Genomic DNA, 15,584 nt, shown 5'->3' on the forward strand with positions numbered 1-15,584 from the left:
CGCCGGACTCCGCACCCGGCCCCCGGCCCGCGCCCCCGAACGCCCCGCCGCCCGCCCCGGAGCCCGGTCCTGCTGCTCACCCCGGCGCTCACCCCCGGAGCCCGGCCCCGGCGCTCGCCCTGGGGCCCGGCCCCGCGCTCGCCCCTGGGCCCCCGGGCGCGGCCCCTCGTACCGTCCGGAAGCCGTATCGCCCGGATGCAGTCCCCGCGCTCGCGGGAGTGGTCCGCGGGGCCTTGCCTGGAAGGGTGCCCCACCGTCTCCGGAACGCCCTGTCGGCCACCCTGCTGGTCCTGGCCTGCCTGCTCGCGCCCTGCGGCACGCTGGCGGCCTGGGCGGTGCACGGGGTGGGCGACACCGGCCGGTACACCGCCGCGATGGCGCCGCTCGCGGCCGACCCGGAGGTGCGGAACGCCTTCGCGGACGCCGTGGGCGACGGTGTCGCGGACGACGTCGCCGCCGGTCCGATGGCGGGCAGCATCCGGCTCTTCGTCCACGACGCGGCCCACTCGTTCACCGCCACCGAGGCCTTCCGCGCCGGCTGGGACACGGCGAACCGCACCGTGCACGCCGCCCTCCTCGGCGCCCTGCGGGACGAGGCGGCCTACGGCCGCCCGGTCACCGTCGACCTGTCCCCGGTGACCGCCCGCGTCAAGTACCAGCTCGCCCGCGACCACGTGCCGTTCGCCCACCGCATACCGGTCCGTCCCACGACGGTCACGGTGCTGCCGGCCGGCGATGCCGACCGGCTGAGGAGGGGTTACCACGTGCTGGACGTCGCCGCACTCTGGCTGCCGCTGGCGGCCGTCGTCTTCGCCCTCGCCGGCATCGCCCTGGCCACCCGGCGCCGCCGCGCGGTGACGGCCGCCGGGCTCGGCACGGCCCTGGGCGGGGCGCTGCTCGGCCTGGCGGTCGTGATCGGCCGCCGGCTCACCCTGGCCGAGCTGCCCGGCGCGGTGCACGGCCCGGCCGCGGGCGCCGTCTACGACGCCCTCACCGCCACCCTGCGCACCGCGGCCTGGCTGCTGGTCGCGCTGGGCCTGACCGTCGCCCTGGCCTCCTGGCTCACCGGCCCGCACAGCCCGCTCCGCCGCCGGGCCCCCCGCCGCAAAGCGCTGCGCGACCCGGTGCCGTGAACCGGATTCCCGCACGCCCGCACCCCCGCCGCGCGCCGGGCGGCGGGCGGCGGGCGGCGGGCGGCGAGGCGAGCAGGCCCCGGAGGAACTTTCCCGCGGAACTTTCCCGGTGGACGGCCCGTCCTTCAGGGAGGATTCGGGCGCGCAGCCCATCACCTCATCGCCGACCGGGGGGGGGCCGGGACTTGGACACGGACACCGCGACGGCCGCGTGGACGGTCCCGGACGACGCCCCCGTGCGGCGGCGCACCGGCAGGCGGTTCGGGGCCTGGTGCGCCGGGCTGCTGTTCGCCGGGGTCAGCGTGGTCGTCGGCTGCCGGGCCGCCGACAGCGACGGCGTCACCCCGGTGCCGCAGCTGCTCGCCTTCCTGCCGTGGCTGCTGGTGCCCACCGGCGCCGGGCTGCTGCTGACGCTGCTGGCCCGCTGGTGGACGGGCGCGGTGTGGGGCGTGGCCCTGCTCGGCATGCTGGCGTGGTTCATCGAGCCGTACGGCAGGACCGGTGACCCCGTCGGCCTCCCCGTGACCGAGCTGCGGGTGCTGACCTCCAACGTGGAGTTCGGCCAGGGCACCGGCTCCCTGATCGCCGCCGTCCGGCGCGAGAGACCCGACCTGATCTTCGTACAGGAGTGCGAGCACACGTGCGATGCGGCGCTCCGCCGCGACCTCGCCGCGGACTATCCGCACCGCCGCGCGGTGGAGGGCGGCGGTTCCGAGGGGTCCGTCATCCTGAGCCGTTTCCCGCTCCGGCCCGCCGCCGAGGTCCCCGGCACCATGGGCATGCCCGGCGCCGTGGCCGAGGTGGAGGGCCTCGCCGTACGGCTCCAGCTCGCGCACCCCATGCCCCCGCTGCCCGACCAGGTCGGCCTGTGGCGCACCGAGCTGGGCGCGCTGCGGGACGCCGCCGCCCGGGCCACCGACGGACCCGCGATCTTCGCCGGTGACTTCAACGCCTCCCAGGACCACGCCGCGTTCCGCCGCATCCTGGACACCGGGCTGCGCGACGCGGCCCGGCTGGCCGGCGCCGACCGGACGCCCACCTGGCCGTCCCGGACGACGCCGGCGTTCGGCACGCAGATCGACCATGTCCTGGTGTCGGAGGACTTCACCGCGCGCGGCGCCCGCTTCCTCGACCTCGCCGACACCGACCACCGGGCCGTGGTCGTCGACCTCACCCTGCACGGGCGCGGCTGAGACAGCCGCGCCCGCCGGGCGGCACCGGGGCGGCTCAGACGCCGATGTCGCGGCCGTCCGCGCGCCACACCGCCACGACCGCCGGCCGCACGAGCTTGCCCGGCCCGTCGGGCCAGGAGCTGGCGGGCCTCTCGACGGAGGCGCCGTCGACCTCGCCGGGGTGCTGGACGGCGACCAGCACCCGCCGGTCCTGGATGATCGGCCCGCAGGTCTCGGCGCCGGTCGGGACGGTCAGGAACTGCTTCAGCTCACCGCGCCGGTCGCCGCTGGTGGCCACGCCGAAGAGGCCGTCGTGGTTGCCGAGCGCGTTGCCGTCGGTGGACAGCCACAGGTTGCCGTGGCCGTCGAAGGCCACGTTGTCCGGGCAGGAGATCGGGCTGACGGACTCCTTCGGGAAGCCGGCGAAGTAGGTGGCCGGGTCCTCCGGGTCGCCCGCGACGAGGAACAGCGACCACGCGAACCTCGTGCTGTCGGCCCGGTTCCAGCGCTCGGTCAGCTCCAGCACGTGGCCGTGCTTGTTGCTGTTGCGCGGGTTGGCCTCGTCGGGGCCGGCGTACCCGGTCTTGCCGCGGTTGGAGTTGTTGGTGAGGGCGACGTACACCTTGCCGGTCTTCGGCGAGGGCTCGATGTCCTCGGGGCGGTCCATCTTCGTCGCGCCGACCTTGTCACCGGCGAGCCGCGTGAAGACGCAGACCTCCTCGGCGGTCATGCCCTCCACGTGCGAGACGGCACCGTCCTCGGTCGCGGTGACCAGCGGGATCCACTCACCGCTGCCGTCGAACTCGCCGTCCTTCGGCAGCTTGCCGGTGCCGTCGATCTCGATGGCGGGCGAGTCGCCGGTGAGCTTGGCGACGTACAGGGTGCCCTCGTCCAGCAGCGAGAGGTTGTGCTCGCGCGCCCAGCGGGAGTTGCCGTGCCGCATCCGCTTGCTGCCGACGAACTTGTAGAAGTAGTCGAACCGCTCGTCGTCGCCGGAGTAGACGACCGGACGCCCGTCCCAGGTCAGCCGCACGGTCGCGGCCTCGTGCTTGAACCGGCCCAGCAGGGTGTGCTTGCGGGGCGTGGAGTGCGGGTCGTACGGGTCGAACTCGACGACGTACCCGAAGCGGTGCACCTCGTTCGGCTCCTGAGCGACGTCGAACCGCTTGTCGAACCGCTCCCACTTGCGGTCGGTGGTGCCGCCGCCGATGCCGTACCGCTTGTCGGTGGCGCTGGAGCCGTTCGCGAAGTACTGGTTGAAGTTCTCCTCGCCGTGCAGGGTCGTGCCCCACGGGGTGGTGCCGCCGGAGCAGTTGTTGAGCGTGCCCAGCACCGTGCGGCCGGCCGGGTCGGCGGAGGTCTTCACCAGGCCGGAGCCGGCGGCGGGCCCGGTGAGCCGGAACTCGGTGGTGGCCGTGACCCGCCGGTTGAGGTGGTGCCGCGGCACGGGCGTCAGCTTCCCGCTGCGCCGGTCCTCCTCCACGACGACCGCGGACAGCCCGTGCGCGGCCCAGGCGATCTCGACCTGCTCCCGGGTGGGGTTCTCCGGGTCGTAACCGCGGAACATCAGCATCTCGTCGGTGTACTCGTGGTTGGCGACGAGGAGCTGGCGGCCCCGCTCACCGCGCAGCGGCAGCAGCGCGAGGAAGTCGTTGTTGTAGCCGAACTGACCGGCCTGGGCCTTGGCGGTCTGCTTCTCGGGGTCGAACGCGGGCGCACCGCGCAGAATGGGCTCGCCCCAGCGGATCACCACGTCCTGCCGGTAGCCCTCCGGTACGACGACGGCGTCCTCGGTGTTGGGCGCCACGGGCGTGAAGCGCAGTCCGCGGGCGCCCTTCGGTTTTCCGTGAATGCCGTGCCCGTGCCCCTTTCCGGCCACCGGCGCCGCCTGCGCCTCGGGGGCCCCGGCGACACCGGCCGCGCCGGCGCCGGCCGCGGCGACGGTCACGACGGCGGCGGCCCGCATCATCGAACGGCGGCTGAGCGCACCGGCGATGACATCACCGACGTACTCGTTGTCGCTGGTGTTGGGCACCTCGTGGAAGCAGGCGTTCCCACACCGGAACCGGCAGGTCATGGCGGACCGGCCGCCAGGATGCGAATCGGACGGCGTTCCGATCAACGGCAGCAGCTTGCGCACTGTTCTCTCCCCTTGGATGCCCTTGGTGTCAGCGCGACCGTAGGGGCACATATGTGCGGCAGCCGGGCGCCGGAGTGAACAGCGGGTGAACCCCCGTGAACCACGGGTCGGTTGCTTCGCGACCGGGCACGGACCGGCACGCAGTCCGGATGCGCCCCTTGACGTGGGCGTCCCCGTTGTGTCAGACCCTGCCCTGAACCACCCGCCGGGGCCGCTAACCTTACGTGTCCGTCCTGGCCAGGGATTGACGGGCTACAACTCACGCGAAGGGTTGCGCACATGGGCATTCTCACTCTCCTGCGGAACGCGTTCGGACGGTCACGCAAAGCACGGGCCGACCGTGTCGAGGAGACCCCGCAGGAGGCGCCGCCCTCGCAGGACCGCACGCCGGAGCCCCCGGCGGCGAAGCCGACGGCATCGCCGGCGCCGTCCCCGACCGCCGCGCCCACGCCGACGCCGCCCGCCGAGCCCACGCCCCCGAGGGTCCCGTCCCAGCCCACGGTCCCGGAGCCGGGCCCCGCGGCCCACGTCCCGGAACCGCGCACGGCCTCCGAGGAGCACGACCTGGTGGCAGCGGCCTTCGACAACGTCACGGTCCCGAAGCCCACCCAGACCCAGGAGCCGACCCCGGCCCAGGAGGCCACCCCAGACCCGGAGGCGACCCCGGTCCAGGATGCGGCCCCGGCCCAGGAGAGCACCCCGGCCCAGGAGGCCACCCCAGCCCAGGAAGCGACCCCGGTCCAGAAGACGACCCCAGTCCCGGAGCCCACCCCGGCCCAGGAGCCGACCACGGACCTGGAGACCACCCCGGACCCGACGCCCGAGCCGGCACCGGCGCCCGATCCGGCACCGACTGCCGAAGTCACTCCCGAGCCCGAGCCGGACCCCAAACCCACCCCTGCCCCCGTCCCGGAACCCGCCCCGGAACCCGTCCCGGAACCCGCAGCCGCCGACGGCGAGCCGGCCCCACAGGGGCCACCCGCACCCGAAGACGAGACCCGCACGGGTGGTGCGGGCGGGAACACAAGGGCCGAAGGCGAAGCCGAGGCCAAGAAGCCCGCCACCACCGCCGCGCGCCTCCGCTCACGCGCCCCCTCCCTCACCACCGCCCACAAGGCCGCCGGCACGGCCCTGCGCAAGTACGACCTCACCGGCACCCGCGCCAAGGTCTACCTCGTCCTCGACCGCTCCGCGTCCATGCGCCCGTACTACAAGGACGGCTCCGCCCAGGCCCTCGCCGAGCAGACCCTCGCCCTGGCCGCCCACGTCGACCCGGACGCCACGGTGAACGTCGTCTTCTTCTCCACGGAGGTCGACGGCACCGGCGAGCTGACCCTCACCGACCACGAGAACAAGATCGACACCCTGCACGCCGGCCTCGGCCGGATGGGCCGCACCAGCTACCACGCCGCCGTCGCCGAGGTGATCGCCCTCCACGAGAAGTCGGCCGACCCCACCGCCCCGGCCCTGGTGGTCTTCCAGACGGACGGCGCCCCCGACGCCAAGACGCCCGCCACCCAGTCCCTGGCGGACGCGGCGAAGAACCACCCCAACCTCTTCTTCTCCTTCGTCGCCTTCGGCGACCCGGAGAACAAGGCCTTCGACTACCTCCGCAAGCTCAAGACGGGCAACACCGCCCACTTCCTCGCCGGCGAGACCCCGCGCGAACTGACGGACAAGGAGCTGTACGAGGGCATCCTCTCCTCCTGGCGCCCGTGACCGCACCCGGCTCCGCCCCGGGCCGCCCCTTCCCGTACGAGTTCCACCCACCAAAACGGGAAGCGGGCGGCCCGCCCCCGTCGGCTACGATTTCAAGGTTCGAAAACCGACGACAGGTACCCGAAACCGGCACCCGTCACCCCACGTAGCGACTTGGGAGCAGCCCGCGATGGCTCGACACCTCATCACCAGCGCCCTTCCGTACATCAACGGGATCAAGCACCTGGGCAACATGGTGGGGTCCATGCTCCCGGCCGACGTCTACAGCCGCTACCTGCGCCAGCGCGGCCACGACGTCCTCTACATCTGCGCCACCGACGAGCACGGCACCCCCGCCGAGCTGGCCGCCAAGGAGCAGAACCTCCCGGTCGACGCGTTCTGCGCCCAGGCGCACGACGCCCAGAAGGCGGTCTACGACGGCTTCGCGCTGGCCTTCGACTACTTCGGCCGCAGCTCCTCCCCGCAGAACGTGGAGATCACCCAGCACTTCGCCCGCAAGCTCAACGAGAACGGTTTCATCGAGGAGCGGGCGATCCGCCAGGTCTACTCGCCCGCCGACGGCCGCTTCCTGCCGGACCGCTACGTGGAGGGCACCTGCCCCCACTGCGGTTACGACAAGGCCCGCGGAGACCAGTGCGAGAACTGCACCCGGGTCCTGGACCCGACCGACCTGATCGACCCGCGCTCGGCGATCTCCGGCTCCACCGACCTGGAGGTCCGCGAGACCAAGCACCTGTTCCTCCTCCAGTCCAAGCTCCAGCACGAGGTCGAGGAGTGGGTGGCCGCACACGAGGAGGAGTGGCCGCAGCTGGCCGCGTCGATCGCCCGCAAGTGGCTGAACGAGGGTCTGCACGACCGCGCCATCACCCGCGACCTGGACTGGGGTGTCCCGGTCCCGTCCGACACCTGGCCGGACCTGGCCGCCGAGGGCAAGGTCTTCTACGTCTGGTTCGACGCCCCGATCGAGTACATCGGCGCGACGAAGGAGTGGGCGGACGCCGCCCCCGCCGGTGAGACCCGGGACTGGAAGTCCTGGTGGTACGAGGCGGACGACACCGTCCGCTACACCGAGTTCATGGCCAAGGACAACGTCCCGTTCCACACGGTGATGTTCCCGGCCACGGAGCTGGGCGTGCGCGAGCCGTGGAAGAAGGTCGACTACGTCAAGGCGTTCAACTGGCTGACGTACTACGGCGGCAAGTTCTCCACGTCCCAGAAGCGGGGCGTCTTCACCGACCAGGCCCTCGAGATCCTGCCCGCCGACTACTGGCGCTACTTCCTCGTCGCCAACGCGCCGGAGTCCGACGACGCCTCCTTCACCTGGGAGCACTTCACCGCCACGGTGAACAAGGACCTGGCGGACACGCTCGGCAACTTCGTCAACCGCGTCCTGTCCTTCTCCAAGAAGCGCTTCGGCGAGGAGGTCCCGGCGGGCGGCGAGCCGGGCGGGGCGGAGACCCGCCTCGGCGAGGAGATCGCGGGGCTCCTCGCCGAGTACGAGTCCCACATGGAGGCGCTCCAGTTCCGCAAGGCGGCCGCGGCCCTGCGCGCCCTGTGGTCGGCCGGCAACTCCTACCTGGAGGAGAAGGCCCCCTGGCTGGAGATCAAGACCGACAAGGACGCCGCGGCCCTGACCCTGCGCACGGCGATGAACCTGATCCACCTGTACTCGGTGGTCTCGGAGCCGTTCATCCCGTCCTCCGCGGCGGCGATGCGCGCGGCCTTCGCCCTGCCGGACGACACGGCGACCTGGGTCACCCCCGAGGAGGCGCGCGCCCTCACCAGGCTCACGCCCGGCATCCCCTTCACTGTCCCGCCGGTGCTGTTCGCCAAGCTGACGGACGACGACCTGGAGGCCTACAAGAGCCGCTTCGGCGGCGAGCCGGCGTCCGTGTAGCGCCCTGAGGACGCGCGACGGGGCCCGGGAGCAGCCGCTCCCGGGCCCCGCGCCGTCCACGGCGTTGCGGAGATCGTGTGACCGCGGAGATCATGTGCCGACACGATCCAGCCAGCGTGGGGGGACCACCCATGGCACTGTTCGGCAACGCACACAGCATCGACCCGGCCCAGGCCCAGCAGGAGTACGCCCGACTGCTCGGCCACGGCGAGCAGGTGCACGCCGCGTACCTGCTGATCCGCGACACCATCCTGTTCACCGACCGCCGTCTGATCCTGGTCGACAAGCAGGGCATCACCGGCAAGAAGACGGAGTACCACTCCATCCCCTACCGCAGCATCACCCACTTCGCCGTCGAGACGGCCGGCACCTTCGACCTGGACGCGGAACTGAAGATCTGGCTCTCCGGCGCCCAGACCCCGATCCAGAAGACGTTCACCAAGGGCGTCGACATCTACGAGGTCCAGGCGATCCTGACCCAGTTCGTCGCCCGCTAGCCGACGCACACAACGTGTCTTCGCCTCTCGAACGGGTGAATGCACGCATTTCCCCGAACAGGCCGCTCCTGGCATCCCTACGTTCCCGCACATGGTCACTTCAGCCCACGAGGGAATGCACCGCATCTTCCAGGAGCGGCCCGAGATCCTCACTCCCGTCTCGAGGTGCTGGGCATAGCGCTGCCCGAAAAGGCGACCGTGGACGCGATCGTCACCGACGTGACGGAAACGAAGCCGCTCGAACGCCGCCTGGACACCGTCCTGCGGGTCGGCCCCTCCGACGGGGGCCGGCTGGAGGCAGGTGGAAGGAAATCATGTCGTCTGTCGTCACCTACTTCCCCGGGCGGGGAACGCTCATCGAGAAGGCGTACCTGGAAGGCGAGGCCAAGGGCGCGGCGCGGGGCGAGGCCCGCGCGGTGCTGCGGGTTCTCGAGACACGCGCAATCCCCATCTCCGAGACGGCCCGCGAGCGGATCACCTCCTGCACCGACCTCGCCCGCCTCGACGCCTGGCTCGGCCGGGCGCTGACCGTGGAACGGGCGGAGGAGCTGTTCGACGACGAGGACTCCGCCGACTGAGCCAGCACGCGGCGCAGACGCCAGGGGCCCGGCACCGGAGAGCGATCCGGTGCCGGGCCCCTGTGCGTGCCTCGGCGGACTACTTCGGCTGCGGCTTGCGCACCGACAGGTGCAGCTCCCTCAGCCGGGACTCGTCCAGCTCCGTCGGGGCGCCCATCATCAGGTCCTGGGCGTTGCCGTTGAGCGGGAAGGCGATCGTCTCGCGGATGTTGGGCTCGTCCGCGAGGAGCATGACGATACGGTCCACACCCGGCGCGATGCCGCCGTGCGGCGGGGCGCCGAAGCGGAAGGCGCGCAGCATGCCGGCGAACTCGCGCTCGGTGGTCTCCCGGTCGTACCCGGCGATCTCGAAGGCCTTGAGCATGATGTCCGGCTCGTGGTTCCGGATCGCGCCGGAGGACAGCTCGACGCCGTTGCAGACGATGTCGTACTGCCAGGCCAGGATGTCGAGCGGGTCCTGGCTCTCCAGGGCCTCCATGCCGCCCTGCGGCATGGAGAAGGGGTTGTGGGAGAAGTCGATCCGGCCGGTCTCCTCGTCCTTCTCGAACATCGGGAAGTCGACGATCCAGCAGAAGCGGAAGACGTCCTCCTCGAAGTGGCCGGCCCGCTTGGCGGCCTCGACGCGCACCGCGCCCATGATCTTGGAGACCTCGTCGAACTCGCCCGCGCCGAAGAACACCGCGTGGCCGGGGGCCAGCGCCAGCCGCTTGGTCAGTTCCGCGACGTTCTCCTCGGTCAGGAACTTCGCGATCGGGCCGGTCAGCGAGCCGTCCTCGCCGACCCGCACCCAGGCCAGGCCCTTGGCGCCCTGGGAGACGGCGAAGTCACCGAGCTGGTCGAAGAACTTGCGGGGCTGGGCGGAAACGTCCGGCACCGGCAGGGCACGGACGTGCTTGCCGGCGAAGGCCTTGAACTCCGAGCCCTCGAAGATGTCGGTGATGTCCACCAGCTCCAGCTGGGCGCGCAGGTCCGGCTTGTCGGAGCCGTACTTCAGCATCGCCTCGCGGAACGGGATGCGGGGGAACGGGGAGGTCACGTGCCGTCCGTTGCCGAACTCCTCGAACAGCTCCGTCATCAGCTGCTCGATCGGGCGGAAGACGTCCTCCTGCTCGACGAAGCTCATCTCGACGTCGAGCTGGTAGAACTCGCCCGGCGAGCGGTCGGCACGGGCGTCCTCGTCGCGGAAGCAGGGCGCGATCTGGAAGTACCGGTCGAAGCCGGAGATCATCAGCAGCTGCTTGAACTGCTGCGGCGCCTGCGGGAGGGCGTAGAACCTGCCCGGGTGCAGGCGGGAGGGGACGACGAAGTCGCGGGCGCCCTCGGGCGAGGTCGCCGTCAGGATCGGGGTCGCCAGCTCGTTGAAGCCCAGCGCCGTCATCTTCTGGCGGATCGCCGAGATGACCGCCGTGCGCAGCATGATGTTGCGGTGCATGCGCTCGCGGCGCAGGTCCAGGAAGCGGTACTCCAGGCGCCGCTCCTCGTTCACCCCGTCCTCGGTGTTGATGGTGAACGGCAGCGGCTGGGCGGCGCCGAGCAGCTCGACCTCGCCGACCTCGACCTCGATCTCGCCCGTGGGCAGCTCGGGGTTGATGTTCTCGGTGCCGCGGGAGACGACCTTGCCGTCGACGCGGACGGTGGACTCCTTGGACAGCTTGTCCAGGGCCTCGTACGCCTCCGTGCCCGGACGGGCGACGAGCTGCGTGATGCCGTAGTGGTCGCGCAGATCGATGAAGAGGATGCCGCCCAGGTCGCGCCGATTGTGCAGCCAGCCACTCAGCCGGACGTCGGTGCCGACGTCAGAGGCGCGGAGCTCGCCGCAGGTGTGGGACCTGTACCGATGCATCGTCGTTCATCCAGTCTTCGCGGATCGGGGTCTGTGTCTCACGGTGTCGCGGTCCGCCGTTCACGGTCCGTGTTTCACGTGAAACAACCCCCAGCGTACCGGGCACCCGAAGCTCGGTTCCTCCCCATTGCCGCGAGCGGGACCACCACCGAGCGGGACCGCGAGCGGTGGCAGCCCCCGATCACCTCTTCTTAAAGTGGGGCAATGCGCACTGGTGAGCCCCTGCCCGCCGTGGAGGACGTCCTCGCCTCCCTCGCGACAGGGCTCTGGCACTGGGACACCTCCAGGGGAGTCGTCACCGGCGACGCGGAGGCGGCCCGGCTGCTCGGACTGCCCGCCCGGCCGGTGCGGCTCACCGAGGCCGAGGTCCGCGCCCGGCTGCACCCCGTGGACTGGAACGAGATCACCGGCGTCGTCCAGCTCGCCGTCGCCGAGGGCACGCTCGCCGAGGTACGGATACGGATCATGGACGAGCGAGGGCATGTGGTCCGCGTCGTCCGCAGCCGCTCCAAGCCGACCTACGACCCCGAAACCAGGGCGTACAAGCTGACCGGCACGCTCCAGGAGGTGGCCGAGCCGACGCCGGGCACCCCGGCCGGACGCCGCGCGGTCACCGGGGACTGGCGCCGCTCCCGTGAGGCCTTCCTGCTGGACGCGGGCCGGGCGCTGGCCGAGGCCCGGTCGACCGAGGAAGTGCTGAGGGTCGCGGCCGGGCTGTCCATGCCGGGGTTCTCCCCCGACGGGCTCGCGGTGTTCGGCGTGGAGGGCGACCGGCTGACGATCATCGGTCACCACGGGCAGGAACCCGGAGCCGAGAGCCCCTTCTGGCACATGGCCCTGGACACGGACTACCCGGCCGCCGAGGTGGTGCGCACCGGCCGGGCCGTGTATCTCTCCTCCCCGGAGCAGTACCGCTCGCGCTACCCGCTGACCTGGCCGCTCGCCGAGCGCTTCCACCGGCGCTCCTGGGCTTTCCTGCCACTGACCGTGGCGGGCCGTCCGATGGGCGCCTGGATGGCCGCCTTCGCCTATCCGGTGGCGTTCACCCCCGACGAGCGCTCCGTCCTGACCACCGTGGCCCGGATGCTGGCCCAGGCTCTGTCCCGGGCGGGCGCGGCCGAGACCCAGCGGGAGCTGACCGAGGGGCTCCAGCGCTCGATGCTGCCCGTGCTGGGCCCGGAGATCCCCGGGATGAGCATCGCCGCCCGCTATGTGCCCACCGGCGGCGGCCTCCAGGTCGGCGGCGACTGGTACGACATGATCCCGCTGCCGCGAGGCCGGTTCGCCCTGGTCATCGGTGATGTCCAGGGGCATGACGTACGGGCGGCCGGGCTGATGGGCCAGCTGCGCATCGCCCTGCGCGCCTACGCCTCCGAGGGCCACCGCCCCGACGCGGTGCTCTCCCGCGCCTCGCGCTTCTTCCACGACATCACCACCCACTCCGGCGAGGACCTCGGCGATCTGCGCTTCGCGACCTGCTACTACGCCGAGGTCGACCCGGTGACCGGCACCGTGGAGAGCGCACGGGCCGGCCATCTGGACCCGGTGGTGCGCATGGCCGACGGCACCGCGCTGATCCGGGCCACGACCGGCGGGCTGCCCCTCGGCATCGACCCGGACTGCGACTACCCGACCACCCGGCTCGCCCTGGAGCCCGGCGACACTCTGATGCTGTGCACGGACGGCCTGGTGGAGACCGGCGGCCACGACCTGCACACCGGCTGGCAGCGGCTGCGCGTCGTCCTCGAGCAGCACGACGGCGACCTGGAGGGACTGGCCGACGCGCTGGTGCAGGCCGTGCACGGGCCGACGTCCCACTACACCACCGGTCCGCTCGCCGACCGGCGGGAGGACGACATCGCCGTGCTGCTGCTGTGCCGGGACGCCGAGGGCTGCGGCTGCGGGGACAGCCCCGTGGCCCGCACGCCCGTGCGCCGCACGATGCTGTCGGTGGCCCAGGCCGAGCCGGAACGGGTCGCCACCGCCCGGCAGCATCTGCGCGACCTGCTGCACGACTGGCCCAGCGAGGACCAGTGCGACGCGGCGGTGCTGCTGCTCTCCGAGGTGCTGACCAACGTCCTGGTTCACACCGACGCCGACGCGCTGCTGGTGGCCGAGGTGACCGGATCCCCGGGCGAACGGCGCATCCGGGTCGAGGTCACCGACACCGGTGACGATCTGCCGCACCGGCGCCGGCCGGGGGAGATGGCGTCGTCCGGGCGGGGCCTGATGCTCATCGAACTGCTCGCCGGCACCTGGGGGGTCTCGCCGCGCGGCGAGGGCAAGAGCATCTGGTTCGAGATCTACGAGTCAGGCGAGGGCGGCTCGGGGGAGGCGGAGGCCGCGTAACGGCCCCGCAGCTCGTGGACGATGCCGAAGGCGGCGGCGGTGAGGGGGACGGCCAGCAGCATCCCGAGGATGCCCGCCACCGACGCGCCCGCGGTGAGCGCGAGCAGCACCACCGCCGGATGCATCTGCACCGTCCGGCTCTGGACCATCGGCTGGAGCACATGCCCTTCCAGGACCTGCACCGCGAGCACCACCCCGAGGGCCCACAGCGCGATGACGAACCCGCGGTCGGCGAGCGCGACCAGCACCGCGACCGCCCCGGAGATGAAGGCGCCGAGGTAGGGGATGTAGGCGCCGACGAAGACCAGCGCGCCCAGCCCGAGCGCGCCGGGCACCCGGAGCACGAGCAGCCCGACCGTGATGCAGACGGCGTCGATGAGGGCGATGAACGTGGTTCCCCGCATGAAGCCCTCCACCGCCCCGAAGGCGCGCCGGGCCATGGCCTCGACCATGTCGGCGCCGCTGTGCGGGGCCAGCGCGCGCACCGTGCCGACGGCCCTGTCGGAGTCGCGGAGGAAGAAGAAGACGAGGAGCAGGGCGAGCACGGCCATGGCGAGGGTCTCGCCGACCACGCTGACCCCGCTGATCACACCCGAGGCGGCCGTCCCGCCGAACCTGCCCAGCAGCTCCCGCGCATTGGAGGCGAGGTCCTCCAGCGAGGTCCCGGCGGCCCCGAAGTGCCGGGCCAGGTCGCGCGCCGCGGTCCGCAGGGAGGTGAGGATCTGCTCGCCGCTGTCGATCAGCGCGGCGACGACGATGTAGACCGCGCCGCCCACCACGGCGACCACGGCGACGCAGGTGATCCCCGCGGCCAGCGACCGCTGGACGTGCGCGGCCACCAGCCGCCGGTGCAGCGGGCGCAGCAGCGCGGTGCCGAGCAGCGCCAGCAGGGCGGGGGTCACGGCGGTGCGGAACTCCACGCAGAGCCGGATCCCGACGTAGACGACCCCGCTGGCGAGCAGGACGACCACGCACCAGGCGGCGAAACGGCGTACCGGGACGGGAAGCAGCTGCACGTCCCCAGCCGACCACGGCCGGGGCGGGCCGTCCCGCCGGAACGGCCCGCCCGAGTGAGGTGCGGCGAGCGCCACGAGCGCCGTCAGGTCACCCCGCGTGCGCGGCCCTCAGACCCGCGGCCCCTGGCGTGCGGCCTCAGGTCCGCGGTCCCGCTCGTGCGGCCTCAGGCCCGCGGCCCCTGCGCCGACATCCCGTGCACGGCGGGGATCGTGCCCAGCCGGCCCTTCTGGAAGTCCTCGAAGGCCTGCATCAGCTCGTCCTTGGTGTTCATCACGAACGGGCCGTAGTGGGCCATGGGCTCGCGGATCGGCTGCCCGCCGAGCAGGACGACCTCCAGGTCCGGCGTGTGGGAGTCCTGCTTCTCGTCCGCGCGGACGGTCAGCGAGGAGCCGGCGCCGAAGACGGCGGTCTGACCCAGGTGGACCGGGCGACGCTCGGCGCCCACCGCGCCGCGGCCGGCGAGGACGTAGGCCAGGCCGTTGAACTCCTCCCGCCAGGGCAGCGTGACCTCGGCGCCCGGCGCCAGCGTGGCGTGCACCATCGTGATCGGCGTGTGCGTGATGCCGGGACCGGCGTGGCCGTCCAGCTCACCGGCGATGACGCGGAGCAGGGCGCCGCCGTCGGGGGAGGTGAGCAGCTGGACGCTGCCGCCGCGGATGTCCTGGTAGCGGGGGGCCATCATCTTGTCCCTGGCCGGCAGGTTCACCCACAGCTGGAGGCCGTGGAAGAGGCCGCCGGACATCACCAGCGACTCCGGCGGGGCCTCGATGTGCAGCAGGCCGCTGCCCGCGGTCATCCACTGGGTGTCGCCGTTGGTGATGGTGCCGCCACCGCCGTGGCTGTCCTGGTGGTCGAAGGTCCCGTCGATGATGTAGGTGACGGTCTCGAAGCCGCGGTGCGGGTGCCAGGGCGTGCCCTTGGGCTCACCGGGCGCGTAGTCCACCTCGCCCATCTGGTCCATCATGATGAACGGGTCGAGATGGCGGTAGTTGATCCCGGCGAACGCACGGCGCACCGGGAAGCCCTCGCCCTCGAAACCGCCGGGGGCGGTCGTGACGGCGAGCACGGGACGTGCCACGGCATCGGCGGGGGCGGTCACTCGGGGCAGCGTCAACGGGTTCTCGACGGTCACTGCGGGCATGTCGGTACCTCCTCGGGTACGCCCAGTTTAGTTGAGCGTTGAACTTCTTGCCACCGGAACCACAAAAGCCCGGAGGGCATTCCCTCCGGGCTCGCGGA

The 15,584-nt window shown here is 72.3% G+C and carries 11 protein-coding genes; 7 read left to right on the plus strand and 4 right to left on the minus strand.

The features are described 5' to 3' along the window. Positions 1–245: 245 nt before the first annotated feature. Positions 246–1,133 carry a hypothetical protein gene (locus ACZ45Q_RS09510; protein ID WP_468257315.1) on the plus strand — a complete coding sequence of 296 codons (888 nt, stop codon included), beginning with the start codon at positions 246–248 and terminating at the stop codon, positions 1,131–1,133. Between the two features lie 185 nt (positions 1,134–1,318). Continuing rightward, positions 1,319–2,326 carry an endonuclease/exonuclease/phosphatase family protein gene (locus ACZ45Q_RS09515; RefSeq protein WP_468257318.1) on the plus strand — a complete coding sequence of 336 codons (1,008 nt, stop codon included), beginning with the start codon at positions 1,319–1,321 and terminating at the stop codon, positions 2,324–2,326. Between the two features lie 34 nt (positions 2,327–2,360). Here ACZ45Q_RS09515 and ACZ45Q_RS09520 read toward each other — a convergent pair whose 3' ends face one another. Continuing rightward, positions 2,361–4,445: a PhoX family protein gene (locus tag ACZ45Q_RS09520; RefSeq protein WP_468257321.1), complete on the minus strand. Its 2,085-nt coding sequence runs from the start codon at positions 4,443–4,445 to the stop codon at positions 2,361–2,363. A gap of 279 nt (positions 4,446–4,724) precedes the next feature. Here ACZ45Q_RS09520 and ACZ45Q_RS09525 point away from each other — a divergent pair, with 279 nt between their 5' ends. From ACZ45Q_RS09525 to ACZ45Q_RS09540, 4 genes are all read left to right on the plus strand, one after another. Then, a complete protein-coding gene (locus tag ACZ45Q_RS09525) occupies positions 4,725–6,164 on the plus strand; it encodes a VWA domain-containing protein (RefSeq protein WP_468257323.1) in 1,440 nt (479 codons plus the stop codon). A 169-nt stretch (positions 6,165–6,333) separates the two neighbouring features. Further along, on the plus strand, positions 6,334–8,061 hold the full coding sequence (gene metG, locus ACZ45Q_RS09530; protein ID WP_468257326.1) for a methionine--tRNA ligase: 1,728 nt from the start codon (positions 6,334–6,336) through the stop codon (positions 8,059–8,061). Between the two features lie 131 nt (positions 8,062–8,192). Next, positions 8,193–8,558 carry a PH domain-containing protein gene (locus ACZ45Q_RS09535; protein WP_468257329.1) on the plus strand — a complete coding sequence of 122 codons (366 nt, stop codon included), beginning with the start codon at positions 8,193–8,195 and terminating at the stop codon, positions 8,556–8,558. 314 nt (positions 8,559–8,872) lie between these two features. After that, complete coding sequence (locus ACZ45Q_RS09540) at positions 8,873–9,136, plus strand: hypothetical protein (protein ID WP_468257332.1); 264 nt, start codon at positions 8,873–8,875, stop codon at positions 9,134–9,136. A gap of 79 nt (positions 9,137–9,215) precedes the next feature. Here ACZ45Q_RS09540 and aspS read toward each other — a convergent pair whose 3' ends face one another. Continuing rightward, positions 9,216–10,979 (minus strand): aspartate--tRNA ligase, encoded by a 1,764-nt coding sequence (aspS, locus tag ACZ45Q_RS09545; RefSeq protein ID WP_468257335.1) that lies wholly within the window; start codon positions 10,977–10,979, stop codon positions 9,216–9,218. A gap of 204 nt (positions 10,980–11,183) precedes the next feature. On the opposite strand from aspS, the gene ACZ45Q_RS09550 reads away from it, so the two are divergent. After that, positions 11,184–13,328, plus strand: coding sequence for a SpoIIE family protein phosphatase (locus ACZ45Q_RS09550; protein WP_468257338.1), 2,145 nt, complete (start codon positions 11,184–11,186; stop codon positions 13,326–13,328). Here ACZ45Q_RS09550 and ACZ45Q_RS09555 read toward each other — a convergent pair. Both ACZ45Q_RS09555 and ACZ45Q_RS09560 read right to left on the minus strand, forming a co-directional pair. Continuing rightward, positions 13,283–14,344: an AI-2E family transporter gene (locus ACZ45Q_RS09555; protein WP_468257341.1), complete on the minus strand. Its 1,062-nt coding sequence runs from the start codon at positions 14,342–14,344 to the stop codon at positions 13,283–13,285. The two genes, ACZ45Q_RS09550 and ACZ45Q_RS09555, sit on opposite strands and share 46 nt — an antisense overlap. 164 nt (positions 14,345–14,508) lie before the next feature. Continuing rightward, positions 14,509–15,486 (minus strand): pirin family protein, encoded by a 978-nt coding sequence (locus ACZ45Q_RS09560; RefSeq protein ID WP_468257344.1) that lies wholly within the window; start codon positions 15,484–15,486, stop codon positions 14,509–14,511. Between the last annotated feature and the right edge of the window lie 98 nt (positions 15,487–15,584).

Source organism: Streptomyces sp. NPDC031049, assembly GCF_055571015.1.